Genomic DNA, 24221 nt, shown 5'->3' with positions numbered 1-24221 from the left:
TCTTCAACACACAACTGTTTCAATCCGTCGCCAGATCGGAAACCATCAACGTTTTGCGCGCAAATACATACGTACAAAATAGACGATCAGCCCCTGTTGGTTATCGAATGTTAACGATCATGTCTCAAAAACGTATTGCCAAACCCGATCTTCAATGGTATATTCTCTACAAATCCCACCGATGGAAACCAACAGTGGCGTTGAGCGTGCTGGCACGATGCACGTATCAACACCGTCAACCCTGCAACGCCACAGTGTCGTGATCCTCAATGACGCCTCTTTGCAGTGTTGCACGAACTGCCTGAGCAGCATGTCACAACCGGGCTGAGTATCGGGAGTCGCATTCGGTCGTCTACAGGGAGCGGTTGCACTGGCACTGCAATCACTATCCTGGCGATAGTGCAGCCCGGTGTCTGACAGATCGGTTCAGGCAACAGGCGATCCCCACGCCGCTGGCACCGGCGGGGGATCGATTGCAGCGGCGGCGTGAGCGCCGATGCGGTGGCATTATACCACATGTCCCCCTTCCTGCTCATGCCGTCAGACTGATGTTCGATGCACCCTGGATTGTTGCCGGGGGTGCGCAGCGGCGGCGTGAGCGCCGGTGTATGTCCTTCGCCTGATCTGCACCTGTTCCGCCATCGCCGCGCGCCCGGTACACTCCACATTTGTGCATTCAAGAACGATCCGGTTTGCACTCACGCGCATACCGTTGCGTGTGGTTCGATGGAAAGGAGCACAACGATGCGACAGGTCGCTTTCTACGGCAAGGGCGGGATTGGCAAGTCCACCACGCAGCAGAACACTGCAGCCGCACTGGCATCGATGGGATACCGGTTGATGGTCGTCGGGTGCGACCCCAAGGCGGATTGCACTCGCCTGCTTCTCCGCGGCGTGCGCCAGCCGTCGGTGCTCGACACGCTGCGCGACGTCGGTCCTGAAAGCGTGCAGCTCGAAAAGGTGGTCGTTCAGGGATACGGCGGCGTCAAATGCGTCGAGTCGGGCGGACCTGAACCCGGCGTCGGTTGCGGCGGACGCGGAGTGATTACCGCTATTCAAACCCTCGAAACCCTGGGCGCATACAAGGACGATCTGGATTATGTCTTCTACGACGTCCTTGGCGATGTGGTCTGCGGCGGGTTCGCCATGCCGATCCGCGAAGGGTATGCCGAAGAGATCTACATTGTCTGTTCCGGCGAGTATATGGCGCTCTTTGCGGCGAACAACATCTGCAAGGGCATCAAGAAGTTCGCGGAACGCGGCTATGCCCGCCTTGGCGGGTTGATCTGCAACTCGCGTCTCGTTGAAAACGAGCGGGCGCTGGTTGAGGAGTTCGCGCGCCGACTCAACACGAAGATGATCCACTTCGTACCGCGCAGCAAAGACGTCCAGCGCGCCGAGATCAACAAGAAAACTGTCATCGACTACGACCCTGAACTGCCGCAGGCGCACGAGTACCGTGAACTGGCGCGCAAGATCGATGAGAATGATGAGTTCACCATCCCTACCCCGATCACACAGGACGAACTCGAGGATCTGATGCGCGAATACGGTATCGTGGATTAGCGGCGCGTCAGCGTCATGGAGGCTCTCATGGACGCTTCATCCGCCGGATCGTGTCAGGGCGTCTGTTTTCCCAACATCGACCTGAGCACGCATCCATGTTACAGCCGCGCAGCGCATTTCCGCTTCGGACGCATCCACGTTCCGGTGGCGCCGCGCTGCAACATTCAGTGCAACTACTGCATTCGCCGGTATGCCTGCCCGAATGAAAATCGCCCCGGCGTTACGATGCGCGTGGTATCGCCCGATGAGGCGCTGCAAACTGTGCGCCATGCGGTCGCCCGCGACCCGCGCCTGCGCGTCCTTGGCGTCGCCGGTCCGGGCGATGCGCTGGCAAACAATGCAACACTGACCACATTCGAGCGCGCACGCGACGAATTTCCGCACCTGATCCGCTGTCTCTCCACCAACGGCTTGCTGCTGCCGGATCAGATCGATGCCATCGAGCAGGCTGGCATTACCACGCTGACTATCACGATCAATGCAGTTGACCCGGCAATCGCTGAGCAGATATACGCTCACGTGCGGTATCGCGGCAAGACCTATCGCGGGCGTGAGGCGTGTACGCTGCTTCTGCGCAATCAACTGACCGGTCTGCGTGAAGCGGCGCTGCGCGGGATGGCGGTCAAGGTCAATTCGGTGCTGATACCGGGCGTCAACGATCATCACCTGATCGATGTCGCGCGCACGGTCAAAGATCACGGCGCGTACATCATGAACATCATCCCGCTCATGCCCCTGGCAAAGTTCGCCCACCTGCCGGAACCTTCACCCGCGCTGGTCAATCGGGTGCGCGACGAATGCGCGACGGTCATCGAGCAGTTTCGCAACTGCCAGCGATGCCGCGCTGATGCTATCGGCGTGCCGGGCGAGGAGGGGTGCGGCGCGGGCGAACGAGTCTGTATTCCGAAGTTTCTGGCGCAGCGAAAGGAGCAACGCGATGCAGTTCAAATGCAATCAGACCCTGCCTGAGCGAGCGATCCATATCGCGCTCAAGGGACCGGGCGGGAAGTGTCAGCGCGGCGATGGCACCACCTGTTTCATTGCCAACAACGTGGCAACGACGCCTGGCGATATGACCGAGCGCGGCTGCACCTACGCCGGCTGTCGCGGCGTCGTCGGCGGACCGGTCAAGGACGCTATTCAACTGACCCACGGACCGATCGGGTGCGCGTTCTTCTCCTGGGGCTACCGTCCGCACCTCGCCGACAGCGATTTTCACATGAAGTACACCTTCGTCACCGATATGAACGAAACCAACATCGTCTTCGGCGGCGAGAAAAAGCTGCTTCAGTCGATCATCGAAGCCAATGCCGAGTTTCCCAATGCGAAGGCGGTGTTCGTCTACAACACCTGCTCTACGGCGCTGATCGGCGATGACGGGCGCGACGTCGCCAAACAGGCGGAAGCGATCATCGGCAAACCGGTGGTGTTCTTCGAGTGCGAGGGGTTTCGTGGCGTCAGTCAGTCGATGGGGCACCACGTCGGCAACGAGACGATCTTTCGTCAACTGGTCGGCTCGGTCGAACCGGAGGGCGATTTCAGCCGCTCGATCAACATCATCGGCGACTACAACATCAAGAATGACATCCGCACCTTCGAGTATCTCTTCGAGGCGCTTGGCTTGCGGATCATCGCCCGCTTCACCGGGAACGTCTCAGTGGACGACCTGAAGATCATGCACAAAGCGGCGCTCAATATCGTGCACTGCCAGCGATCCGCCACCTACATCGCCGACATGATGAAGGATAAGTATGGCACGCCGTACATCAATGTCACGCTCTGGGGCATGAAGAACATGGCAAAAGCGCTGCGCGACACCGCCGCGTTCTTCGGGCTTGAAGCGCGCGCCGAAGAAGTGATCGCCCGAGAAGTGGCGCGCATTCAACCCTACATCGACGCCTATCGTCAACGCCTGCAGGGGAAGCGCGTCTTCATCTACCAGGGCGGTCCGCGCGTCTGGCACTGGATCGAACTCCTGCGCGAATTGGGCATGGAGACCGAGACGGCAGCCACAACCTTCGGGCATACCGATGATTACGAGAAGATATTCAACCAGATCGGCGAAGGCGCGCTGGTTATCGACAACCCGAATGTCCCCGAAATCGAAGAAATCCTGACCCGTCGCCGTCCCGACCTGTTCATCTCAGGCAACAAGGAGCGATACCTGGCATACAAAATGGGCGTGCCGTTCGTCAATGGGCATACCTACGACACCGGACCCTACGCCGGTTTTGTGGGCATGGTCAACTTCGCGCGCGATATCGATAAAGCCCTGCATGCGCCGGTCTGGAATATCGTGCATCAGCACGCCCGACCTGCACCCGTCGCCCGCCACGCAGTCCACGGATCTGAGGAGGTGGAGTCATGACCAGCTGTCTGACCCTTCAGGAACGAGCCGTTGCCATCAACCCGACCCGTTCCTGCGCGCCAATCGGGGCAATGCTCGCCAATTACGGCATTCACGGCGCTATCACCATCAACCACGGCTCCCAGGGATGCGCCACCTACCCGCGTCACCAGATGTCACGTCACTTCCGCGAGCCGGTTGAGGTCGCCACCACCTCGCTCACCGAAAAGACAACGGTCTACGGCGGCAAGCAGAACCTGCTCGCGGCGCTCAAGAATATCTGGGAACGCTTCCACCCGACCATGATCATGGTCTGTTCGACCTGTCTCTCAGAAACGATCGGGGACGACATTCCTGCGATCATCGATGAGTTTCTGGACAAACATCCGGACGTCACAATCCCGATCCTTTCGGTCAAAACTCCGTCGTACATCGGCAATCACACGACCGGCTTCGACAACTTTCTCAAAGAGATCGCCCTCAATCTCCCGGATCGCCGCAAGAAGAAAGGCGAGACCAACGGCAGGATCAACATCATTCCCGGCTGGGTCAACCCCGGCGACATCCGCGAACTGAAGCATATGCTGCGGGAGATGGGGTTGCACGGGCTGTGGATCACCGACTACTCAGAGACCCTCGACGGCGGCTACTACGACCCGCGTCCCCATGTTCCGCGCGGCGGCACGACCATCGAGGAACTGCGCAGCTCCTCGAAATCGCTGGCAACGATTGCGCTCCAGCGCCACGTTGGCGGCGAAGCGGCGCGCATCTACGAACGACGCTACAACGTGCCCGCCCATGTGTTGACCATGCCCATCGGGCTGAAGAATACCGATGCTTTCGTCAACACGCTGATCGAGATCACCGACCATACGATCCCCGAATCGCTGGAAGTCGAGCGGGCACGCCTGCTCGATGCACTGGTCGATACGCATATGTACACTACCGGACTGCGGGTCGCACTCTACGGCGATCCCGACCTGCTCGAAGGGTTGGTCGGGCTGATCGCCGAAATGGGTATGACCCCGGCATACATTCTGACCGCTGCCGACAATCGTCCCTGGGGCGAACGAATGGTCGAACTGACGGGAGAACTGGGGGTTGAGAGCGAGATCATTCTCAAGGGTGATCTGCACGAATTGCACAAGCGTATCAAGCAGCAACCGGTTGATCTGCTCATCGGGCACTCGAAAGGCAGGTTCATCGCCGAAGCCGAGAACATTCCGCTGGTGCGGGTTGGATTCCCGGTTGAAGACCGCTTCGGACATCATCGACGATCGATTGTCGGTTACAACGGTGCGATTGCGCTGGTCGATGAGATCACCAACACGATCTTTGAGCGCCGCGCAACGACCATCGTGAGCAACACCCTGATCGAAACCGGCGTCGAGGGACCGACTTCGGTTCCAATTGCGCTGCGCAACGGCACGACGGCGCACGGATAGCCGGATAGCAGAGCGCCGCCGATGCTCCTGGCAACGGCGGCGCCCATGCGTCGTACAGGGGAACGTTTTTCTGGCAGGTTCTTGCATTCCATATCGAGCATCATGACCAACAGCAAACGATCACCAGATATGCGCACAAACGGGTGCAAGCATCTGGCAAGAGCGATCACGAATGAAAGGATCATCCAGATGGACGACGTGTACGGCTGTGACGAAACGGTAGTCAACGGCAGCGATCCGACGATCCTGAACCACGGCGATTACCTGCTCATCGAGCACGAAACGAATACCCGCTACATCTACCGTCGCGCTGCCGACGATGCACCGCTTCACCCGCTCGTCAGCCGGATCAGGCACGGCGGGATCATCTACGCGCTTGAATGGATTGAGGAAGAAGATTGAGACGTTCTGCTAATGGTCTTTGAGTAAATAATCCGGTATAGCCCGCGCAGGCGGGCTTCGCATTATATAGCCGAGGGCTTATGGTCTTTGAATAATTATTCCGGTATAGCCCGCGCAGGCGGGCTTCGCCTTGGCTAGCCGAGGGCTTCAGCCCCACGGCTAGCGCGGGATAGCGGATTTATTTCTCAATCTCCATTAGCCCGACGGCAAAAGGCGCATACCGGATTATAGCGGTTCTCACAAAGGTTGAACCTGTTGGACAAGGTTGAACACTCCTGGGAATTGCGCGCCCCACGCGATGACCGAAATACATTTCGGTCTACACTCCGCTGGACACGGGCATCTCGTGCGACACGGCAGCCCCAGACAGGGGTCAACGTATCTGAGAACTGCTATAAATGCTCAATCTTCATCACTGTCGGGCGTGGGTGAGGCGGAGTTCACGCCCGCGCGAGCATGTATGCCCGCGCTGATGACACGAATCCCCGCTGGCGCGGGGCTGAATGCATCTGCACGCTGTAGCAAGGATGTTTGCCTGCCTGTTTGACCCCGGCAGACGCGGGCAGGCGGCAGCGCCCCCAGTGTGATCAGCCTGATGGCATTGTCGAACATCAGAAATGAATTATGGAAGCCCCTGCGTTCAGGCGAAAACAACCACAGATATTGCTCAGTCCCGGCACTACAACGACTCCAAAGACTCCTGGAAGCGCCGACCGCGCCAATCGCTGCGCCCGCGCTTTGTCCCGGAACACAAAGCCTCTCCTCAACTAAGGGTCTTTCCCGGATAGACATTGCCGTGTCGTCGCTGTAGACTCGCCGTAGCAGTGACGTGCCAGGGCGCGGGCGGTCAGCGGATAACGCTCAGCCTGCGCTGGAGACGATTCTGATGGTACAGGTAATCATCGTAGCACCGGCGTCGATCATTCGCGCTGGCGTGCACGCCATTCTGAGCCGCGCCCCCAACGCTGCGCTCTCTGGCGTCACCGGCGACCTGACAGTTGCCCGACGCTGGATGCGCTCAACCGCCGGACGTCCTCATGCTGGCGTGGACCGCATCGGATCGGAATCTGCTGACCCTCATCCGCTGGCAGCGCCGCCGTGCGCTGCAGGTTGCTGCGCTTGTTCTCACGTCCTGGTGCGACGACGGCGCGCTGGCGCTGCTCGTGAGCGCTGGCGCGACTGCCTGTCTGCCGCTCGCGCTGGACGCGACCGTCCTGGAGCATGCCAGCTGCTGCGCAGCGCACCACGGCTGGCACGGCGACCCGGCGCACTGCATCCGGGCGCAGCGCTGGCAAGCGGACGTCGGCCTGCGCTGGCGGCGCCTGACCCGGCAGAAACGGCAGGTGGCGCTGCTGCTGGCACACGGACAGGATACGGTGGCGATAGCAACGCTGCTGGGGATGAGCCGCAAGACAGTCGAGTATCACACAGGCAGACTGCTGGCGAAGCTGGAGATGAAGACGCGCCTGAACGTCGCGCTCTGAGTGCGCGAGCGCGTGCCGCCAGCGCTGCTTGATGCTAACGATGGGGAGGATGACGGGGAGCGGCAGCGGTTGATGGATCACAGCGCTGGCTCAAAAAAATCGGATACAAAACCTGGGTTTTTCCCAGGGACGAATCCCGACGCAAGGAATATACTTCGACATCAGAGGTCAAGTCTTTTCCAGACAACACGCTACCAGTGCCCAAACCTGCGATGCATTGGCGACCGTCGTTCAGAAGAAGATAACCTCTCCAGGGTATCCATATCGATGCTCTATGCGAAGGAGGTCTGCTATGCGTGCAAGAAGTCTTGGTATCATCAGCTTGCTTCTGGCACTGTGGCTTTCTCTGAGCGCCGGAAGCATTGCAGCAATGCCGTATCCGAATGATGACTCGTCTGGGCACAAGGATGAGTATGTTGGTGAATATACGTACACTTCAACACCAAATGGACAACAACTTTCAGAGCTGGCAGGATTAAGTTCCGACGTCTCGTGTCAAATTGTCGTAAGTGATCCGACATTTCATACACATAATGTCAGCACAGCCGCCTCACAATTATGTTCGGGGGTATTTATTCGGCAGTCTTTGATCGTATGTGTACAGGTCGAACGATGGTTTTTATTTCTTCCATACTGGGCAGATCTCGGATGCAAGTCTAACTCCAAAAGTAGTTTTTTTCTGTCAGTTGAGACTGATCGCTATGGGTATGATTATGGAACGACACGGTACCGAACACGAGCGGTTGGAAGTTTCACCTCTGGTGATGGAACTATTTATACGTCCCCCAACGTGGTTTCCAGAGCGTTCCCCTTTACCTATGAACCTTAGTTCTCATGGACGGCGAGTGTATAAGCATAACCTGATGTCCAGCAGCCTATGGTCAATCAGAATCCTGATATTCATATGCTCAATCGCGCAAGAATGTGCCAGCGCTATCAACTCAGCGATGCTGTTCTAACAGTTGCAGTCGATGAGTGGGTGTTTTCGCTCCATCGGCGCTCTATTGACAGCAATCTCTGGTCTATTCAGACGCATGCGCATGGAGGGGTGACGGTCGCTGGAGGAGGGCCGCTCATGATCGCAACGGCTGACATTGGAGGACGCCGGGTGATCTATGGAATGCTGCCCCCAGCAGTCAGTACTGTGCGGATCACGACGAATGCCAGCCATCCGATCGAAGCAATCGAAGCGCTGGTCTCCGAGGGGTTGTTCTGTGCCCTGACACCACTGTTTACCTTCGCCCTGGTCACATTCTATGATGCAGACGGGTGCGCCCGGCATGTTCAACCGTTGCTGGATCCCGATGTGATACCAGCGCGGCAACCATGCAGGGCGCGCTGGTGGGCGTGGCTGCGCCGATGGCTTGTTTCGGCGGTGTCGGTCCGTGATGCCTACACCTATCATAGCCGATCTCACCGTCGTCGTCAGTGAGCGTCCAGGTGTGGCGGTAGCCTTCGTTACGATCCGTCGCCGCACGCCGTCGGACACGGCGCGCGGTATGGGCGCCGGTGGTGCTGCTCGTGCCCTTCCTGGATCAGATAGCGTTCTTTGTCGTCAATGCCGGGAGACGACGATAACGAGAGAATGGCGCTCCCTGAAACAAAAAGCGGATAAAAAATCCGGAGTTTTTCCTGGAGGCAAACAGTCGGGCAGCAGGTATGTTTCAAACAACGATAGGCGCCTTTCTACGCATCATTGGACGACTGGACTTATTGTGATGCTTACGGAGGGAAAATGCACATTTCGTCGCATCTACGAGGGCAAGATGACCTCGCTCCCAGGAGAAATGTGAACACATAAGGGTCATAGTGGTCAGGAGGAAAACGTAGACGTGCGCCTGCGTCTGTCCCGGATGGGCAGGCTCTTGATGCCCTCGGCTTTCCAGCGACCCAGCCAGAGCGAGACAGCTTCGGGATGGCGCAGGCGCAGCAAGCGTTCTTGGGGCGCTAGCGTGGTGGCATCCACTCCAGCGCATGCCGCCTCGATCCACACATAAGCACACAATTCCTCCGCCAGCACATCACGCCAGCGCACCATCACTCCTGTCACGTTGACGCCCGACGCTACGGCCACACGACATGCTCAACAGCGAGGATTGGCAGAGTTGGACGGATCGCCCAGTACATCGGGCGGAGTCGGGGCAGCGGATGGCGCCGAAACCCCGGCAGACAGATCGGTCTCAGACGACCCGCCCCCAGAGACAGCAGGCGCGTTTGGTTCAGAAAGCGTATCAGAGTGGAGATCGCCGGATAGTGCAGGTACGTCAGACGACCCGTCCCCAGAGACAGCAGGCGATGATGGCGTCGCAACGGTATCGTTGTGCCCATCTACGGTGGGCTGCGCAGCGTCCGACCGTCCCGCGTGCTGCTGCGCAGAACCGCCGGCTGCCAGCGCACAGATGATACCCAACGCCTCCAGACGACGCAGTTCGGCATAGGTGCGGGCAAAATAGATCACGGCTGGCAGAATGATGATTCCCACTGCTATTACCGGCAACAGAGCGCCGCCATTACCACTCGACCCGGTTCCCAACAACCGCGTCCACTCTTCCCAAAGCCACACTAGCGCCCTCTTAACGTCATCCTGGGTGAAGACCAGCGCAAGAATGCCGAACAGCGCCACGGATGCAATACCAAACGAAAAAGTCTGCACCCGCCCATTGATTCCATCAAATTTCCAGCGCGCAATCGCTTCGATCTGATGCCATTCATCCGATCCAGGAGCGGGCATTTTCGGATCATCCTTCACTTTCTCAGCGGCACGGCGCACAAAATGGATGTAACTGGGAATGAGATCGTCTTCCTTGCCGCGACTAATCGATGAAAGGATCATATAAATAAAAAGAGGAAAGCCTCCAGATATGATAAACAAGAGACCGAGGATAAGCAACCAGAATGCGAGGGAGGTAAAAGACCAGAATAAATACATTATCGATGCAGATTGAAAATCTCCCCCGGATATCAATGAAAGAAATGATAAAATGGGAAGGAAAAATACACTATGAATTAGCAATATAAAAGGAAAACGATCTTTGCACCGATAAACAAAATTACCAATAATCGCAACCAAAACACACCAACCTGCAAAACCAAACAAGAGCAGGAACATATACATACCGTCTATATAGACACCTGATCTGCGTAAGATATCCACCAATGCCACCATGGTACGCGGACCGGGATCAAAAAACCAGGAAACAAAAACAACCAGATTGGCCAGCACGAAATGCCATCTGATCGACGTACCCGGACGACGAAGTCTTTCACTCGCGGTTTTGCGCATTTCCTCGAACGACGCATCCACACAGTCATACACACGGGTGAAGTGATCGAACGCCTCCAAAGGCGGCGGTCGCATGTCAGTTCTCCTGATCTGCTGTAAAATACGCACACTGCTTTATCAATTGTATACGATGGAGCATCGCCCAGGTTTCCACTGCGCAGCGCCTGAAAAGCAAACAGGGCGCTCACGCGCCCTGAAAAGCCACACACCCGACGGGAGATCACCGTCGGGCATGTGATCCTGGTACCCCCAGCGGGATTCGAACCCGCGATCTTCACCTTGAAAGGGTGACGTCCTGGGCCGCTAGACTATGGGGGCGGCTCTATCGGAATTATACCAGCATTCGACCTGACCGGCAACTGATAGCCGAAAGTAGTGCAATGACGCGGGGCGTTATGGTCTTTGAGTAAATAATCCGCCATAGCCCGCGCAGGCGGGCTTCGCCTTGGCTAGCCGAGGGCTTATGGTCTTTGAAGAAATAATCCGGTATAGCCCGCGCAGGCGGGCTTCGCCTTGGCTAGCCGAGGGCTTCAGCCCCACGGCTAGCGCGGGATAGCGGATTTAATTTTCAATCTCCATGAGCCCGACGGCACGAGGCGCATACCGGATTAAATTCTCAATCTCCATAACGCCCGGTCGCGTCATCACACCCGACGTGCTACTCCTCCAGTTTTTTCGTCTCACCGGTCGCTGGCGCTTCAAGCGGAACATGCTCAACCGGCGGGTTGACTTCGCCCTCCTGAGCAGACTGCGTTCCGGCGGCGGCGCGCTCGGCTTCGAGTTTCTCGACCAGTTTGTGCAACTGCGCGTTGATCTGCTCCAGACCGTTCACCAGCGTCTCCTGGACATCGTGGAACACCTGGCTCTCGCGCGCCCGTTCGAGCGCCTGACGCCCGCGATCTTCCACCTGCTGAACCCGCGGATCGCTCTGGAGTTTCTCCACCGTCTCACGCATCACAGCCGCAACATTCTGGACGCTCTTTGCGACCGTCGCCTGCATCTGCTTTGCGCGCTCACTCTCGATAAATGCGCGGAACAGCGCTTCAATCTGCTGCCCCATCTCGCGCAGTTCGGTCGCCAGATCGGGTGTTTCCTTCTGCGGCTCGGGTTGACCGGCGGCGGGTGTTTGCTCGCTCATACTCCCCTCCTTACACAACTCACCGAAACTGACCGGGGCGCCCATGTTCTGGCAGCGCCCCCAGTCCTGACACACAGGAAGGACTATCGCCCCCCGCGTCTCCAACCGATATGACGAACCACTGCCGCACCAGGTTGCGCGCTGTATCACCGCACAACCGGTGCGCGCATCAGCAGATAGTCGTATGCGCTGAGCGCCGCCCGCGCCCCGTCGCCAATAGCGATCAGCACCTGCTCGCCAAACGATGTCGTCACATCGCCTGCGGCAAAGATGCCCGGAACAGTGGTCGCCATCCGCTCATCGACCCAGATAAAGCCATCCTGGTCGGTGCGCACGAGATGCTGGACGCACTCACTGCACGGATGCAGCCCCAGATCGGCGAATGCCGCATCGACCGCGATCCGTCGCTGTTGACCATCGCGCGAAACGACGATCTCTTCGACATTCATCGGTCCTGCGACTTCATCAACCGTGTATCCCGCCAGGATTTCGACATTCGGGCGCTGACTGACCGCGTGGACCATCGGCAACGAAGCGGCATTCGGATCAGGAATGATCAGGTAGACCTTCCCGGCGGTGCGCGCCAGTTCCGCTACCCCGCGCAGCGCCCGATGCGTTGATCCGATGACCGCCGCCGTCTTCCCTGCCAGCAGATGGGCGTGGGTCGTCACCGAGTAGCCCAACCCCTGCCCCAGCAACTCCTGCGCGCCCGGCGCCTTGAGACGCACCGGCGTCGCACCGGTTGCCACAATCACCGCCATTGCCTCAAATGCGCCATGGGTGCGGGTTTCCACACGAAATCCTGTTCCCGCGCGCTGCACCGCCAGCACCGTATCGCGGATGGTGCGATCGGTCTGCATGGCAATTTTGCGCTCGAAGATCCGCACCGCTTCTTCGCCCGCCAGATACTCGACTTCCTCCTGACCGATGATATTCTGCCGCCATCCAGCCTTGCCGCCCAACGACTCGTAGATCATCAAAAAATCGAGTTGCTTTCCCAGGGCGTACATCCCGGCTGAAAGCGCTGCGGCGCCGCCGCCGATGATGATGAGTTCGCGCATGGTCGTTTCCTCTCTGTCACCCGGACGATGCGCGCATCCGCCGGATCGCGATCGTCGTTGCGCTTCCTGAATAGTATACCAGACTGCCATTATCGCATAAAAAAGTTTGACAGGCGAACGTCGCTATGGTATACTTCCCTACCGCTGTGCGGAAAACGCACAGGTATTTTATTGTCTGCGTTTGGCCCCGATCTAAGGCGTAGCCCTTGCTGCGACCAGTGACGGGCGAGGTTATTTTTTTGCATAGCGACTGATCAGCCGTAGCCGACGCACGTGCGTCGCGCACGATGGAGGATGGAAGCAGCATGCCGACAATCAACCAGTTGGTGCGCAAGCCGCGGAAGCGGGTCACGAAAAAAGTCAAGGCGCCTGCCTTGCGTTTCAGCCTGAATGTGTTGAAAGGGAAACTGACGCGCGGCAAAGGTTCGCCGTTCAAACGCGGCGTTTGCACGCAGGTCCGAACGATGACGCCGAAAAAGCCCAACTCGGCGCTGCGCAAGATCGCGCGCGTCCGGTTGTCGAACGGCATGGAAGTCACCGCCTACATTCCGGGCGAAGGGCACAACTTGCAGGAACACTCGGTGGTGCTGATCCGCGGCGGGCGCGTGAAGGATCTGCCCGGCGTGCGCTACCACATCGTGCGCGGCACACTCGATGCGCAGGGGGTCGCCAATCGGAAGCAGGGTCGTTCGAAGTACGGTACGAAGAAAGCCAGCGCGGTTCCGGCGAAGAAGAAGTAAGGTTCATAGCGCAGTGCGATCACGGATCGCCTGCGCCGTATGAGATGAGGTAGCCTATGCCCCGTCGAGGCACGATTGAACGGCGTATTCCGCCGCCCGACCCACGCTACAACAGCGTGCTGGTGCAGCAGTTTATTAATAAGGTGATGCAGCGCGGCAAGAAGAGCATCGCCGAGAAGATCGTCTATCAGGCGTTCGACCTTGCGGCGCAACGCTTGAAGAAGCCAGCGCTGGAAATCTTCGAAACCGCCGTGCGCAACGCCGGTCCGGTGATCGAGGTGAAGCCGCGGCGTGTCGGCGGCGCCACCTATCAGGTGCCGGTCGAGGTCAAGAGTGATCGCCGACAGTCGCTGGCCATGCGCTGGTTGCTGATGTCGGCGCGCGCGCGCTCTGGTAAGCCGATGTACGAACGCCTGGCTGCTGAGTTGATCGATGCCTATAACAATACGGGCGCGACGATCAAACGGAAAGAGGATGTGCAGCGCATGGCGGAAGCCAACCGCGCATTCTCGCACTATGGACGCTTCTGAGACGACGGAACGGTAAGCGGATTGCATCAAGACGGCAGGGTACGCCAGACGGTCTCCGACGACCAGATAGACGATACGGCTAGCGCAGAAGAGGGGGGAGAATCTCATGCCTCGTGAAGTGCCATTAGAGCGCATTCGTAATATTGGTATTATTGCGCACATCGATGCAGGAAAGACGACAACGACCGAGCGCATCCTGTTCTACACCGGTCGCACGTATAAGCTCGGCGAGGTGCACGAGGGCACTGCGGTGATGGACTGGATGGAGCAGGAGCGTGAACGCGGCATTACGATCACTGCGGCGGCGACCACCGCCGAGTGGACGGTCGAGGGCGTTCCGTATCGCATCAATATCATCGATACGCCTGGTCACGTCGATTTTACGGCGGAGGTGGAGCGTTCCCTGCGCGTGCTCGACGGCGGTGTGGTGGTCTTCGATGCTGTCGCCGGAGTTGAGCCGCAGTCGGAGACGGTCTGGCGGCAGGCGGATAAGTACCACGTGCCACGGATCTGCTTCGTGAACAAGATGGACCGGATCGGCGCCAACTTTGAGCGCACGGTAGAGATGATCCGCGAGCGCCTTGGGGCGAAACCGGTGCCCATTCAGTTCCCGATCGGTTCGGAAGATCGCTTCCGTGGCATTGTGGACCTGATCACGAATAAGGCAGTGCTTTATGTCGACGATCAGGGGAAGCGCGAAGAGTTGGACGCGATACCGACGGAGATTGCCGACGAAGTTGAGCGCCTGCGCAACGAGATGATCGAGGCGATTGCCGAAACCGACGATGAGTTGATGCTCCTCTATCTGGAAGGGGAAGAACTCAGCGTCGAAGAACTGCGCCGCGCCCTGCGAAAGGCGACGATCAAGGGTCAACTGGTGCCGGTGCTGTGCGGCGCAGCTCTGCGGAATAAAGGTGTGCAACGCCTGCTTGACGCGATTGTGCATTACCTGCCGTCGCCGGTCGATATTCCACCGGTGCGTGGCACGCGCCCGGGTCAGGTCGCCGGTGATGATGGCGTGGAAATGATCACCCGCCCGACATCGGAAGATGCACCGTTTACCGGGTTGGTGTTCAAGATCGTCTCGGATCCGTTCGTCGGGAAGCTGGCGTATTTCCGCGTTTATTCCGGGAAACTGGAAACCGGCTCCTATGTGCTCAACTCGACGCGCAACCAGCGTGAGCGCATCGGTCGCCTGTTGCAGATGCACGCCAACCACCGCGAAGAGATTAAAGAAGTCTACGCTGGCGATATTGCCGCAATGGTCGGTCCGAAACAGAGCTACACCGGCGATACGATCTGCGATCCGAACGACCCGATCGTCCTGGAAAGCATCCGCTTCCCCGAGCCGGTCATTCAACTGGCGATTGAGCCGAAGACCAAGGCTGACCAGGATAAGATGGCGGTTGCGCTGAGCAAACTGGCGGAGGAAGACCCGACGTTCCGCGTCTTTACCGACCAGGAAACCGGTCAGACGATCATCGCCGGTATGGGTGAACTGCATCTTGAAGTGATCGTTGACCGCATGCGCCGCGAATACAAGGTCGAAGCCAATCAGGGCAAGCCGCAGGTGGCGTACCGCGAGTCGATCACGGTTCCGGCGGATGTGGATAGCAAGTTCGTGCGCCAGACCGGCGGCAAGGGTCAGTATGGTCACGTCAAATTGCAGGTCGAGCCACTCGAACGCGGGAAAGGGTTTGAGTTCATCAATGCGATCGTTGGCGGCGTTATTCCGCGCGAATACATCCCGGCGGTCGAAGCTGGCGTCAAAGAAGCCATGGCAAGCGGCGTCATCGCCGGGTATCCGGTGGTCGATCTGAAAGTCACGCTCTACGACGGTTCGTACCACGAGGTCGACTCGTCGGAAATGGCATTCAAGATCGCTGCCTCGATGGGGCTGAAAGAAGCCGTGCGGAAGGGCCGCCCCATTCTGCTCGAACCGGTGATGAAGGTCGAAATCGTGACACCGGAAGATTTTCTCGGCACGGTTCTCGGCGACATCAACTCGCGCCGTGGTCACGTCGAAGGCATGGAGGCGCGCGGCAACGCGCAGGTCATCCGGGCATACGTTCCGCTGGCATCCATGTTCGGCTATACCACCGACCTGCGCTCGGCAACGCAGGGACGCGCAACGTCGTCTATGGAATTCGCATATTACCAGCCGCTGCCGGAGGCTCTGGCAAAAGAGATTGTCGAAAAACGGCGCGGCTAGTTCGTTTCACGAGCACGGCATTTGTAAGCACTCTGCAAGGAGCAGCAAACAGCAATGGCAAAGCAGAAGTTTGAGCGCACCAAGCCGCACGTCAACGTCGGCACCATCGGCCACGTCGACCACGGCAAAACCACGCTGACCGCAGCGATTACCAAGGTCCTCGCCCTCCAGGGCGCGGCGCAGTTCGTCTCTTACGACCAGATCGACAATGCGCCCGAAGAGCGCGCGCGCGGCATCACCATCGCCATTCGCCACGTCGAGTATCAGACCGCCAGGCGCCACTACGCCCACGTCGACTGCCCGGGCCACGCCGACTATATCAAGAATATGATCACCGGCGCCGCGCAGATGGACGGCGCCATCCTGGTCGTCTCGGCCCCCGACGGTCCGATGCCGCAGACCCGCGAGCACGTCCTGCTTGCGCGTCAGGTGCAGGTCCCGGCGATGGTCGTGTTCCTCAACAAGGTCGATATGATGGACGACGAGGAACTGCTCGAACTCGTCGAACTCGAACTGCGCGAACTGCTCAGCAATCACGGCTTCCCCGGCGATGAGGTGCCGATTGTGCGCGGCAGCGCGCTCGCGGCGCTCTCCAGCACGTCGACCGACATCAACGCGCCGGAGTATAAGTGCATCCTCGACCTGATGAACGCGGTCGATGAGTACATTCCGACGCCGGTGCGCGAAATCGATAAGCCGTTCCTGATGCCGATCGAAGACGTGTTCGGCATCAAAGGACGCGGCACGGTGGTCACCGGGCGCATCGAGCGCGGCAAGGTCAAGATGGGGGATACGGTCGAGATTATCGGGATGACCCACGAGGCGCCGCGCCGGACGGTGGTGACCGGGGTGGAGATGTTCCAGAAGACGCTCGACGAAGGGATCGCCGGGGACAACGTGGGAGTGCTGCTGCGCGGGATTGAGCGCACCGAGGTGGAGCGCGGGCAGGTGCTGGCGGCGCCGGGGTCGATCAAGCCGCACGCGAAGTTCAAGGCGAACGTGTACGTGCTGAAGAAGGAGGAGGGCGGACGGCATACGCCGTTCTTCTCCGGGTATCGGCCGCAGTTCTACATCCGCACGACGGACGTGACCGGGGCGATCCATCTGCCGGAAGGGGTGGAGATGGTGATGCCGGGCGACAACATTGAGATGACGGTGGAGTTGATCGTGCCGGTGGCGATTGAAGAAGGGTTGCGCTTTGCCATCCGCGAGGGCGGACGCACCGTCGGCGCAGGCGTCGTCTCGGCGATTGTCGATTAGTTATGAGTTATGGGTTTCCGGCGGCGGGGATCAGCGTTCAGGAATAGAGATCGATGAAACAACCATCCGATCCACGCTTTACCCCACCGCCACTACCCTCTACCTGAGGTGCATATGGCGAAACAAAAGGTTCGCATCCGTCTCAAGGCATACGACCATAAGATTCTCGACCAATCGGCGCGACAGATCGTCGAAGCAGCCGAACGCACCGGAGCGCTCGTCGCCGGTCCGGTGCCGTTGCCGACCAAAATCGAAAAGCATAGCGTCATTCGTTCGCCGTTTATTGATAAAGACTCGCAGGAACAGTTTGAGATTCGCACCCACAAGCGATTGATCGATGTGCTCGATCCGAGCCAGCAGACCATCAACGCGCTGATGAAACTCAACCTTCCGGCGGGCGTGGATATCGAAATCAAGTTGTAAGTCTGGAACAAAAGCAGCCGCTGCGCACAACGAAAACGCGCATGCTGCGGAGGTGCAATTGTGATCGAAGGGTTGCTTGGCCGCAAAATCGGCATGACCCAGGTCTTCGATGCGACCGGACAGGTCATCCCGGTGACGATCATCGAAGTGGGTCCATGCGTCGTCACCCAGATTCGCACAAAAGAGCGGGATGGGTACGAAGCTGTCCAGATTGGCTACCAGGAAGTCAAGGCGAAAAGCCTGACCAGGCCTGAACAGGGGCATCTCCGTGGTGCAGGTAAGTTGCTGCGCCACCTGCGCGAGTTCCGCGCCGATAATATCGCCGATCACAAAGTCGGTGATGTGTTGACGGTCGAGATGTTCACACCAGGTCAGCGCGTCGATGTCATTGGCACATCGAAAGGTCGCGGGTTCCAGGGCGTGGTGAAACGCCATGGCTTCGGCGGCGGACCGCGCACGCACGGTCAGAGCGACCGCCTGCGCGCTCCCGGTTCGATCGGCGCCGGCACCGATCCGGGTCACGTGTTGAAGAATACCCGCATGGCCGGGCGGATGGGCAATCAGCGGGTAACCGTCCAAAACCTGACGGTCGTTGATGTCGTTCCAGAGCGTAATCTGTTGCTCGTGCGCGGCTCCATTCCAGGGGCTAAGAATGGATTGGTCATGGTTCGCCGGGCGATCAAAGGCTCGTAAGAGCAGCGCGCTGAACGCATGAGCAGATATATCGAGGAAGTGCGATGGAAGCCAGGTTGTACAACCAGTCCGGCGAAGAGGTCGGCGTCATCCAGATATCCGATTACGTTTTCGGGATTGAGCCGAATGTGCCGGTTATGCATCAGGCGATGGAACGCCAGCGCGCCAATGCGCGCCTTGGCACCCATAATACGCTCGGTCGCGGTGAAGTCGAGGGGAGCACGCGCAAACTCTACCGTCAGAAAGGCACCGGTCGCGCGCGACAGGGATCGATCCGCGCGCCGCATCGGAAAGGGGGCGGTATTGCGCACGGACCCCATCCGCGCAAATATACCAAAGCCATGCCGCGCAAAATGCGCCGCCTGGCAGTGCGCTCGGCGCTCTCTGCGCGCTACCGCGACGGCGCGATTACTTTTCTGGATCGGTTGACGTTCGAGAAACCGCGCACCAAAGACATGATTGCGGTACTCAACGCGCTCAATCTGACCGGAAAGACCTTGATCGTGCTGGACCAGAAGGATGAGTACGTGCGTCGCTCGGCAAATAATCTGCCGAATGTCAAGACGCTGCTGGCGCACTATCTGAACGTTATCGATCTGCTTACGCACGATCATATCGTGATGCTGCAGGCGGCGGTGGACGTCGCTCAAGGGTATCTCGACCAACCGGAACATGTCGTCGCGGCGGCGGGCGCGAGTGAGGAGGAAGCGTCATGAACCCGCATCAGATCATCAAGCGACCGCTGATCACGGAAAAGAATACGAACCTGATGAGGTTCAACAAGTATTCGTTCGAGGTCGATCGCAACGCCACCAAGCCGCAGATCAAGCGCGCCATCGAAGAAATCTTCAATGTGCGGGTGACGGCGGTGCATACCATGAATGTGCGCGGGAAACTGCGCCGCCGGGGGCGTCAGTACGGCTATACCGCCGATTGGAAGAAGGCGATCGTCACACTTGCGGAAGGCGACCGCATCGACCTGTTCGAGGGAGCATAAACCATGCCGGTCAAAAAGTATAAACCAACCTCGCCAGGTCGCCGCAATATGTCGGTCTCGACCTTCGAGGAGATCACGAAGAAAGAGCCAGAGCGATCACTGCTCGAGCCGCTGCGCAAGAAAGCCGGTCGTAACAACTATGGTCGCATTACGGTGCGGCATCGCGGCGGCGGTCATAAGCGCCACTATCGCCGGATCGACTTCAAGCGCGACAAGATTGGGGTTCCGGCGAAGGTCGCGGCGATTGAATACGATCCAAACCGGTCGGCGCGCATTGCCCTGCTGCACTATGTCGATGGCGAGAAGCGCTACATCCTGGCGCCGCTCGGCTTGAACGTCGGCGATACGGTGATGAGCGGCCCCGACGCCGATATCCGGGTCGGCAATGCGCTGCCGCTGCGCCAGATACCGCTCGGTACACAGGTGCATAACGTCGAACTGGAAAAAGGACGCGGCGGCGTGATGGTGCGTAGCGCTGGCGCAGCCGCGCAACTGATGGCGAAGGAGGGCAACTACGCCACCCTGCGCATGCCGTCAGGCGAGGTGCGCCGCGTGTTCATCGAGTGTATGGCGACGATTGGTCAGGTCGGCAACCTGGATCATCAGAACATTCGCCTGGGGAAAGCCGGACGCAAACGCTGGCTTGGGCGACGACCCGAAGTGCGCGGCGCGGCGATGAACCCGCGCGACCATCCGCACGGCGGCGGCGAGGGACGCGCTCCGCGCGGCATGCCCACCCCGAAGACCAAGTGGGGCAAACCGGCGCGTGGCGTGAAGACCCGCCATAACCCGCGGACCGATCCCTTCATTATCCGCCGCCGGACACGGTAAATATGAGGATAGAGGGTAAAGCGTATGTCGCGTTCTTCTAAAAAAGGTCCTTACGTCGATATCCGGTTGCTCAACCGTATCGAGGAATTGAACCGGGCAAACGAAAAGCGAGTGTTGCGCACATGGTCGCGCGACTCGACGATCTTCCCGCAAATGGTCGGGCATACCATCGCAGTTCACGATGGCCGACGCCATGTGCCGGTGTATATTACCGAGAATATGGTCGGGCATAAACTGGGCGAGTTCGCCCCAACCCGGTCGTTTCGCGGTCACGGCGGGAAGAAAGCCGACAAGCGCGGCAAAATGAAGTGATCGGAGCGCCGTCGCATTGCCCGCAGGCGCGCGACAGGCGCAACAGAGGTTTGATATGCAGGCGAAAGCAGTAACCAAATATGTCCGCATCTCGCCGACAAAGGTGCGCCCGGTGATGGATCTGGTGCGCGGCAAGCCGGTCGATCGGGCGCTGGCGATCCTTCGCTACCTGCCCCACAAAGCGGCGCGCGAGATCGCCCGCACGATCGAGTCGGCACGGGCGAATGCCACCAACAACTACGATATGGCGCCCGATGCGCTCATCGTGAAGTACATCTTCGCCGATGAAGGTCCGGCGTTTAAACGGATCATGCCGCGCGCCCGCGGTCGAGCCGATCGCATTCGCAAGCGGACGACCCATATCACGGTGATTGTCGATGACGGCGAGGAGATGTAGGCAGGCGGCGTCACCGCGCCAGCCCGCAGAAGAGAGAGCGAGGACCTATGGGACGGAAAGTGCACCCGATCGGCTTCCGCCTTGGGTATATCAAGGACTGGCAGTCGAAGTGGTTCGCGGAGCGCAACTATACCGAACTGCTCCACGAAGACGTCATGCTGCGCAAGATCATTGCCAAAGAGCTTGAGAATGCGGGTGTGGCGCGGATCGAGATCGAGCGCTCAGCGAATAAAGTCGAGGTGACGGTCTATACAGCCAAGCCAGGCATCGTCATCGGCAAACGCGGCGCGAAAGTCGATGAACTGCGGGCTGAACTGGAGAAACGGACCGGTAAGAAAGTCAAACTCAATATTCAGGAGATCCATCAACCAGAACTTGAGGCGCAACTAGTCGCCGAGAGCATTGCTGAACAGATCAACAAGCGCGTCTCGTACAAGCGCGCGATGAAACAGGCCGTGCAGCGCGCGATGCGCCTGGGCGCCCAGGGGGTGAAGATTAAGTGTTCGGGACGACTGGCGGGCGCCGAGATGGCGCGCGTCGCCTGGGAACGCGATGGACGGGTTCCGCTCCATACGCTGCGCGCCGATATCGACTACGCACAGGTGCATGCGCACACAACGTATGGTCGGATTGGCGTGAAGGTGTGGATCTATAAGGGTGAGGTCTTCCCCGATCAGAAGGGGCAGACGCAACTACCGCAACCGGCAGTCGCCGCCGCACGTCCAGGTCTGACGGTTGAGGAAGAAGAACGGCCACAGCGCAAAGGCGGGCGTGGCGGACGCGGCGCGAACGCTGGCGCAGCGCGCGGCGGGCGTGGCGGACGGTCACGCAGCTGAAAGGAGCACAATCGTATGTTGATGCCGAAGCGTGTCAAATATCGCAAACAGCAGCGTGGCCACAATCGCGGCATGGCGCACCGCGGCAACACGGTTGCATTTGGCGAATACGGCTTGATGGCGCTCGAAGCGACGTGGATGACAAGCCGTCAGATCGAAGCGGCACGCCGTGCCATCAGTCACCACGTCAAACGCGGCGGGAAAATCTGGATCCGTATCTTTCCAGATAAGCCAGTCACAGCCAAACCTGCCGAAACCCGCATGGGATCGGGCAAAGGAGCGGTTGATCACTACGTGGCGGTCATCAAGCCGGGGCGTATTCTGTTCGAACTGGCTGGCGTCCGCCCTGAGGTTGCGCACGAGGCGCTGGAACGTGCAGCGCAGAAACTGCCGATCAAATGCAAAATTGTTCCGCGCGAAGACCTGGAGGGCGCAGCATGAAAGCCGATGAGTTGCGCAAACTTGATGATCAGCAATTGCGTGCGAAATTGAAAGAGTGCTACGAGGAATTGTTCAACCTGCGCTTTCAGCAGGTGATGGGCAAATTGACGGCCACCGGCCGCCCGCGGGTCGTCCGACGCGATATTGCGCGTATCAAGACGATCCTGCGTGAGCGCGAACTTGGCATTGAAGTCCAGGAGACAGGTCGATGACTGAAGCGCGACGACGACAATTCAAGGTCGGGCGAGTCGTCAGCAATAAAATGCAGAAGACGGTTGTGGTGGCGGTTGACTATCTGAAGCCGCATCCGCTCTATCGCAAAATCATTCGCCGCACCAGCAAGTTCCATGCGCACGATGAGCAGCAGTGTCGGATCGGCGATATCGTGCGCATCGGCGAAACTCGCCCGCTGAGCAAGACCAAACGCTGGGAAGTGGTTGAGATTATCAAGCGCAATGAGGAGGCCTGACCATGGTGCAGCAGGAAACGCGGCTGCGTGTTGCCGATAATACCGGCGCAAAGGAGATACTCTGCATCCGCGTGTTGGGCGGCTCACGTGTGCGCTACGGCCGCGTCGGCGATGTCATTGTCGCTTCGGTCAAGGAAGCGACTCCCGGCGGCGCGGTGAAGAAGGGCGAAGTGGTGCGCGCCGTCATCGTGCGCACGGCAAAGGAGTATGGCCGCCCCGATGGTTCGCACATCCGGTTCGATGACAATGCAGCGGTGATCATCGGGAAGGACAACAACCCGCGGGGGACGCGCATCTTCGGTCCCGTCGCTCGTGAGTTGCGCGAACGCGCATTCATGAAGATCATCTCGCTGGCGCCGGAAGTACTGTGATGGGAGAAGGTGCTATGCATGTCAAAACCGGCGACGAAGTCCTGATCATCACCGGAAAAGATCGCGGCAAGCGCGGCAAAATCAAAGAGGCGCGCCCCAAAGAGCAACGGGTGATCGTTGAGGGACTGAATATTGTGAAACGACACATGAAGCCGCGCGGTCCAACACGACCCGGCGGGATTATTGAGATGGAAGCGCCGATCCATGTGTCGAATGTGATGCTGATCTGCCCGACGTGCGGTCGCGCGTCACGAACCGGGCATCGCTTTCTGGAAGAGACGGATCACAAGGGCCGACCCAAAAAGGTACGGTACTGTAAAGCGTGTGATGCCGTCATCGATGAGTGAATGGCGAGAACGGAGCGACAACTGCGCTCCGGGTTCTCGAGGAGCAGGTGATGGTACCACGACTCAAAGAAAAATATCAGACTGAGGTTGTGCCGGCGCTGATGCAGGAGTTTCGCTATCGCTCCGTCATGCAGGTGCCGCGGATCGAGAAAATCGTGCTGAACATCGGACTGGGCGAGGCGATCCAGAACTCGAAGGCGCTTGATGCTGCAACAGCCGATCTGGCGGCAATCGCCGGTCAGAAGCCGGTGATCACCCGTGCCAGGAAGTCGATTGCAGCGTTCAAGGTGCGTCAGGGGATGCCGATCGGGGTCATGGTCACGCTGCGTGGTCCACGCATGTGGTCCTTCCTTGATCGGTTGATGAATCTGGTGCTGCCACGCCTGCGCGATTTTCGCGGCGTCAGTCGTCGTTCGTTCGATGGACGCGGCAACTACTCGATCGGTCTGCGTGAGCAGATAGTCTTCCCGGAGATCGACTACGATAAGGTCGATAAACTCCGTGGTCTCGAAGTGGTGATTGTGACAACCGCACCTGATGATGAACAGGGGTATGCGTTGCTCAAGCGTCTCGGCATGCCGTTTCGTGATTAGGTGCGTCCAGGCCAGGAGCGCCGATCCTCAAAAAAGGCGCTGA

The 24221-nt window shown here is 58.9% G+C and carries 29 protein-coding genes and 1 tRNA gene; 25 read left to right on the top strand and 5 right to left on the bottom strand.

The window, feature by feature from the left end; translation table 11 throughout:
* The first annotated feature begins 744 nt into the window (after positions 1 to 744).
* From nifH to ROSERS_RS25865, 7 genes are all read left to right on the top strand, one after another.
* On the top strand, positions 745 to 1566 hold the full coding sequence (gene nifH / locus ROSERS_RS06190) for a nitrogenase iron protein (protein WP_011955961.1): 822 nt from the start codon (positions 745 to 747) through the stop codon (positions 1564 to 1566).
* A 27-nt stretch (positions 1567 to 1593) separates the two neighbouring features.
* Entirely contained in the window at positions 1594 to 2535 is a 942-nt protein-coding gene (locus tag ROSERS_RS06185) for a radical SAM protein (RefSeq protein WP_011955960.1), read from the top strand.
* Positions 2504 to 3934, top strand: coding sequence for a nitrogenase component I subunit alpha (locus ROSERS_RS06180; RefSeq protein ID WP_011955959.1), 1431 nt, complete (start codon positions 2504 to 2506; stop codon positions 3932 to 3934). Before ROSERS_RS06185 ends, ROSERS_RS06180 begins: the two co-directional genes overlap by 32 nt.
* Complete coding sequence (nifN, locus tag ROSERS_RS06175; RefSeq protein WP_011955958.1) at positions 3931 to 5358, top strand: nitrogenase iron-molybdenum cofactor biosynthesis protein NifN; 1428 nt, start codon at positions 3931 to 3933, stop codon at positions 5356 to 5358. Before ROSERS_RS06180 ends, nifN begins: the two co-directional genes overlap by 4 nt.
* A 102-nt stretch (positions 5359 to 5460) precedes the next feature.
* A complete protein-coding gene (locus tag ROSERS_RS06170; RefSeq protein ID WP_157040987.1) occupies positions 5461 to 5760 on the top strand; it encodes a hypothetical protein in 300 nt (99 codons plus the stop codon).
* Between the two features lie 1037 nt (positions 5761 to 6797).
* A complete protein-coding gene (locus ROSERS_RS06165) occupies positions 6798 to 7244 on the top strand; it encodes a helix-turn-helix transcriptional regulator (protein ID WP_011955956.1) in 447 nt (148 codons plus the stop codon).
* 1075 nt (positions 7245 to 8319) lie between these two features.
* The gene (locus ROSERS_RS25865; protein ID WP_157040986.1) at positions 8320 to 8676 is read left to right on the top strand and encodes a hypothetical protein; all 357 of its coding nucleotides are present in this window, start codon (positions 8320 to 8322) and stop codon (positions 8674 to 8676) included.
* Between the two features lie 381 nt (positions 8677 to 9057).
* On the opposite strand, the gene ROSERS_RS26680 is transcribed toward ROSERS_RS25865, so the two are convergent.
* The 5 genes from ROSERS_RS26680 to ROSERS_RS06135 all read right to left on the bottom strand — a co-directional run bounded on the left by ROSERS_RS26680 (position 9058) and on the right by ROSERS_RS06135 (position 12726).
* A complete protein-coding gene (locus tag ROSERS_RS26680) occupies positions 9058 to 9318 on the bottom strand; it encodes a hypothetical protein (protein ID WP_011955954.1) in 261 nt (86 codons plus the stop codon).
* Positions 9319 to 9327: 9 nt separating this feature from the next.
* Complete coding sequence (locus tag ROSERS_RS06150; RefSeq protein ID WP_041333137.1) at positions 9328 to 10602, bottom strand: hypothetical protein; 1275 nt, start codon at positions 10600 to 10602, stop codon at positions 9328 to 9330.
* Positions 10603 to 10768: 166 nt separating this feature from the next.
* Positions 10769 to 10845 (bottom strand) — tRNA-Glu (locus tag ROSERS_RS06145).
* A 340-nt stretch (positions 10846 to 11185) separates the two neighbouring features.
* Positions 11186 to 11665: a hypothetical protein gene (locus ROSERS_RS06140; protein ID WP_041333135.1), complete on the bottom strand. Its 480-nt coding sequence runs from the start codon at positions 11663 to 11665 to the stop codon at positions 11186 to 11188.
* A 146-nt stretch (positions 11666 to 11811) separates the two neighbouring features.
* Complete coding sequence (locus tag ROSERS_RS06135) at positions 11812 to 12726, bottom strand: NAD(P)/FAD-dependent oxidoreductase (RefSeq protein ID WP_011955951.1); 915 nt, start codon at positions 12724 to 12726, stop codon at positions 11812 to 11814.
* Between the two features lie 305 nt (positions 12727 to 13031).
* Between ROSERS_RS06135 and rpsL the strand changes: the two genes are divergently transcribed.
* From rpsL to rplE, 18 genes are all read left to right on the top strand, one after another.
* A complete protein-coding gene (gene rpsL / locus ROSERS_RS06130) occupies positions 13032 to 13466 on the top strand; it encodes a 30S ribosomal protein S12 (protein ID WP_011955950.1) in 435 nt (144 codons plus the stop codon).
* 56 nt (positions 13467 to 13522) lie between these two features.
* Entirely contained in the window at positions 13523 to 13996 is a 474-nt protein-coding gene (rpsG, locus tag ROSERS_RS06125; protein ID WP_011955949.1) for a 30S ribosomal protein S7, read from the top strand.
* 106 nt (positions 13997 to 14102) lie between these two features.
* Positions 14103 to 16208 (top strand): elongation factor G, encoded by a 2106-nt coding sequence (fusA, locus tag ROSERS_RS06120; protein ID WP_011955948.1) that lies wholly within the window; start codon positions 14103 to 14105, stop codon positions 16206 to 16208.
* Positions 16209 to 16262: 54 nt separating this feature from the next.
* Complete coding sequence (tuf, locus tag ROSERS_RS06115; protein ID WP_011955947.1) at positions 16263 to 17468, top strand: elongation factor Tu; 1206 nt, start codon at positions 16263 to 16265, stop codon at positions 17466 to 17468.
* 114 nt (positions 17469 to 17582) lie between these two features.
* Positions 17583 to 17891, top strand: coding sequence for a 30S ribosomal protein S10 (rpsJ, locus tag ROSERS_RS06110; RefSeq protein ID WP_011955946.1), 309 nt, complete (start codon positions 17583 to 17585; stop codon positions 17889 to 17891).
* A gap of 60 nt (positions 17892 to 17951) precedes the next feature.
* On the top strand, positions 17952 to 18584 hold the full coding sequence (gene rplC, locus ROSERS_RS06105; RefSeq protein ID WP_011955945.1) for a 50S ribosomal protein L3: 633 nt from the start codon (positions 17952 to 17954) through the stop codon (positions 18582 to 18584).
* A gap of 44 nt (positions 18585 to 18628) precedes the next feature.
* A complete protein-coding gene (rplD, locus tag ROSERS_RS06100; RefSeq protein ID WP_011955944.1) occupies positions 18629 to 19300 on the top strand; it encodes a 50S ribosomal protein L4 in 672 nt (223 codons plus the stop codon).
* Positions 19297 to 19581: a 50S ribosomal protein L23 gene (locus ROSERS_RS06095; protein ID WP_011955943.1), complete on the top strand. Its 285-nt coding sequence runs from the start codon at positions 19297 to 19299 to the stop codon at positions 19579 to 19581. The genes rplD and ROSERS_RS06095 overlap by 4 nt, the downstream gene beginning before the upstream one ends.
* A 3-nt stretch (positions 19582 to 19584) precedes the next feature.
* Positions 19585 to 20412 carry a 50S ribosomal protein L2 gene (rplB, locus tag ROSERS_RS06090; protein WP_011955942.1) on the top strand — a complete coding sequence of 276 codons (828 nt, stop codon included), beginning with the start codon at positions 19585 to 19587 and terminating at the stop codon, positions 20410 to 20412.
* 24 nt (positions 20413 to 20436) lie between these two features.
* The gene (gene rpsS / locus ROSERS_RS06085; protein ID WP_011955941.1) at positions 20437 to 20724 is read left to right on the top strand and encodes a 30S ribosomal protein S19; all 288 of its coding nucleotides are present in this window, start codon (positions 20437 to 20439) and stop codon (positions 20722 to 20724) included.
* A gap of 55 nt (positions 20725 to 20779) precedes the next feature.
* On the top strand, positions 20780 to 21121 hold the full coding sequence (rplV, locus tag ROSERS_RS06080; protein ID WP_011955940.1) for a 50S ribosomal protein L22: 342 nt from the start codon (positions 20780 to 20782) through the stop codon (positions 21119 to 21121).
* 47 nt (positions 21122 to 21168) lie between these two features.
* Complete coding sequence (gene rpsC, locus ROSERS_RS06075) at positions 21169 to 21957, top strand: 30S ribosomal protein S3 (RefSeq protein ID WP_011955939.1); 789 nt, start codon at positions 21169 to 21171, stop codon at positions 21955 to 21957.
* Positions 21958 to 21972: 15 nt separating this feature from the next.
* Positions 21973 to 22398: a 50S ribosomal protein L16 gene (rplP, locus tag ROSERS_RS06070; protein WP_011955938.1), complete on the top strand. Its 426-nt coding sequence runs from the start codon at positions 21973 to 21975 to the stop codon at positions 22396 to 22398.
* Positions 22395 to 22610 (top strand): 50S ribosomal protein L29, encoded by a 216-nt coding sequence (rpmC, locus tag ROSERS_RS06065; RefSeq protein WP_011955937.1) that lies wholly within the window; start codon positions 22395 to 22397, stop codon positions 22608 to 22610. Before rplP ends, rpmC begins: the two co-directional genes overlap by 4 nt.
* Positions 22607 to 22867: a 30S ribosomal protein S17 gene (gene rpsQ / locus ROSERS_RS06060; RefSeq protein WP_011955936.1), complete on the top strand. Its 261-nt coding sequence runs from the start codon at positions 22607 to 22609 to the stop codon at positions 22865 to 22867. Before rpmC ends, rpsQ begins: the two co-directional genes overlap by 4 nt.
* Before the next feature lie 2 nt (positions 22868 to 22869).
* A complete protein-coding gene (rplN, locus tag ROSERS_RS06055; RefSeq protein WP_011955935.1) occupies positions 22870 to 23238 on the top strand; it encodes a 50S ribosomal protein L14 in 369 nt (122 codons plus the stop codon).
* A 14-nt stretch (positions 23239 to 23252) separates the two neighbouring features.
* Positions 23253 to 23585 (top strand): 50S ribosomal protein L24, encoded by a 333-nt coding sequence (gene rplX / locus ROSERS_RS06050; RefSeq protein ID WP_011955934.1) that lies wholly within the window; start codon positions 23253 to 23255, stop codon positions 23583 to 23585.
* Between the two features lie 50 nt (positions 23586 to 23635).
* Positions 23636 to 24178 carry a 50S ribosomal protein L5 gene (rplE, locus tag ROSERS_RS06045; RefSeq protein ID WP_011955933.1) on the top strand — a complete coding sequence of 181 codons (543 nt, stop codon included), beginning with the start codon at positions 23636 to 23638 and terminating at the stop codon, positions 24176 to 24178.
* Positions 24179 to 24221: the final 43 nt, after the last annotated feature.

The organism is Roseiflexus sp. RS-1, from assembly GCF_000016665.1.
Taxonomy (GTDB): Bacteria; Chloroflexota; Chloroflexia; order Chloroflexales; family Roseiflexaceae; genus Roseiflexus.
The sequence above is the reverse complement of the archived record's forward strand: the minus strand, read 5'-3'. Positions and strand labels throughout refer to the sequence as shown.

Excerpts from the sequence above, each read along its gene's own strand:
- nifH (WP_011955961.1), top strand. The coding sequence starts at position 745 with ATGCGACAGGTCGCTTTCTACGGCAAGGGCGGGATTGGCAAGTCCACC.
- ROSERS_RS06185 (WP_011955960.1), top strand. The coding sequence starts at position 1,594 with ATGGACGCTTCATCCGCCGGATCGTGTCAGGGCGTCTGTTTTCCCAAC.
- ROSERS_RS06180 (WP_011955959.1), top strand. The coding sequence starts at position 2,504 with ATGCAGTTCAAATGCAATCAGACCCTGCCTGAGCGAGCGATCCATATC.
- nifN (WP_011955958.1), top strand. The coding sequence starts at position 3,931 with ATGACCAGCTGTCTGACCCTTCAGGAACGAGCCGTTGCCATCAACCCG.
- ROSERS_RS06170 (WP_157040987.1), top strand. The coding sequence starts at position 5,461 with ATGACCAACAGCAAACGATCACCAGATATGCGCACAAACGGGTGCAAG.
- ROSERS_RS06165 (WP_011955956.1), top strand. The coding sequence starts at position 6,798 with ATGCTGGCGTGGACCGCATCGGATCGGAATCTGCTGACCCTCATCCGC.
- ROSERS_RS25865 (WP_157040986.1), top strand. The coding sequence starts at position 8,320 with ATGATCGCAACGGCTGACATTGGAGGACGCCGGGTGATCTATGGAATG.
- ROSERS_RS06150 (WP_041333137.1), bottom strand. The coding sequence starts at position 10,602 with ATGCGACCGCCGCCTTTGGAGGCGTTCGATCACTTCACCCGTGTGTAT.
- ROSERS_RS06140 (WP_041333135.1), bottom strand. The coding sequence starts at position 11,665 with ATGAGCGAGCAAACACCCGCCGCCGGTCAACCCGAGCCGCAGAAGGAA.
- ROSERS_RS06135 (WP_011955951.1), bottom strand. The coding sequence starts at position 12,726 with ATGCGCGAACTCATCATCATCGGCGGCGGCGCCGCAGCGCTTTCAGCC.
- rpsL (WP_011955950.1), top strand. The coding sequence starts at position 13,032 with ATGCCGACAATCAACCAGTTGGTGCGCAAGCCGCGGAAGCGGGTCACG.
- rpsG (WP_011955949.1), top strand. The coding sequence starts at position 13,523 with ATGCCCCGTCGAGGCACGATTGAACGGCGTATTCCGCCGCCCGACCCA.
- fusA (WP_011955948.1), top strand. The coding sequence starts at position 14,103 with ATGCCTCGTGAAGTGCCATTAGAGCGCATTCGTAATATTGGTATTATT.
- tuf (WP_011955947.1), top strand. The coding sequence starts at position 16,263 with ATGGCAAAGCAGAAGTTTGAGCGCACCAAGCCGCACGTCAACGTCGGC.
- rpsJ (WP_011955946.1), top strand. The coding sequence starts at position 17,583 with ATGGCGAAACAAAAGGTTCGCATCCGTCTCAAGGCATACGACCATAAG.
- rplD (WP_011955944.1), top strand. The coding sequence starts at position 18,629 with ATGGAAGCCAGGTTGTACAACCAGTCCGGCGAAGAGGTCGGCGTCATC.
- ROSERS_RS06095 (WP_011955943.1), top strand. The coding sequence starts at position 19,297 with ATGAACCCGCATCAGATCATCAAGCGACCGCTGATCACGGAAAAGAAT.
- rplB (WP_011955942.1), top strand. The coding sequence starts at position 19,585 with ATGCCGGTCAAAAAGTATAAACCAACCTCGCCAGGTCGCCGCAATATG.
- rpsS (WP_011955941.1), top strand. The coding sequence starts at position 20,437 with ATGTCGCGTTCTTCTAAAAAAGGTCCTTACGTCGATATCCGGTTGCTC.
- rplV (WP_011955940.1), top strand. The coding sequence starts at position 20,780 with ATGCAGGCGAAAGCAGTAACCAAATATGTCCGCATCTCGCCGACAAAG.
- rpsC (WP_011955939.1), top strand. The coding sequence starts at position 21,169 with ATGGGACGGAAAGTGCACCCGATCGGCTTCCGCCTTGGGTATATCAAG.
- rplP (WP_011955938.1), top strand. The coding sequence starts at position 21,973 with ATGTTGATGCCGAAGCGTGTCAAATATCGCAAACAGCAGCGTGGCCAC.
- rpmC (WP_011955937.1), top strand. The coding sequence starts at position 22,395 with ATGAAAGCCGATGAGTTGCGCAAACTTGATGATCAGCAATTGCGTGCG.
- rpsQ (WP_011955936.1), top strand. The coding sequence starts at position 22,607 with ATGACTGAAGCGCGACGACGACAATTCAAGGTCGGGCGAGTCGTCAGC.
- rplN (WP_011955935.1), top strand. The coding sequence starts at position 22,870 with ATGGTGCAGCAGGAAACGCGGCTGCGTGTTGCCGATAATACCGGCGCA.
- rplX (WP_011955934.1), top strand. The coding sequence starts at position 23,253 with ATGCATGTCAAAACCGGCGACGAAGTCCTGATCATCACCGGAAAAGAT.
- rplE (WP_011955933.1), top strand. The coding sequence starts at position 23,636 with ATGGTACCACGACTCAAAGAAAAATATCAGACTGAGGTTGTGCCGGCG.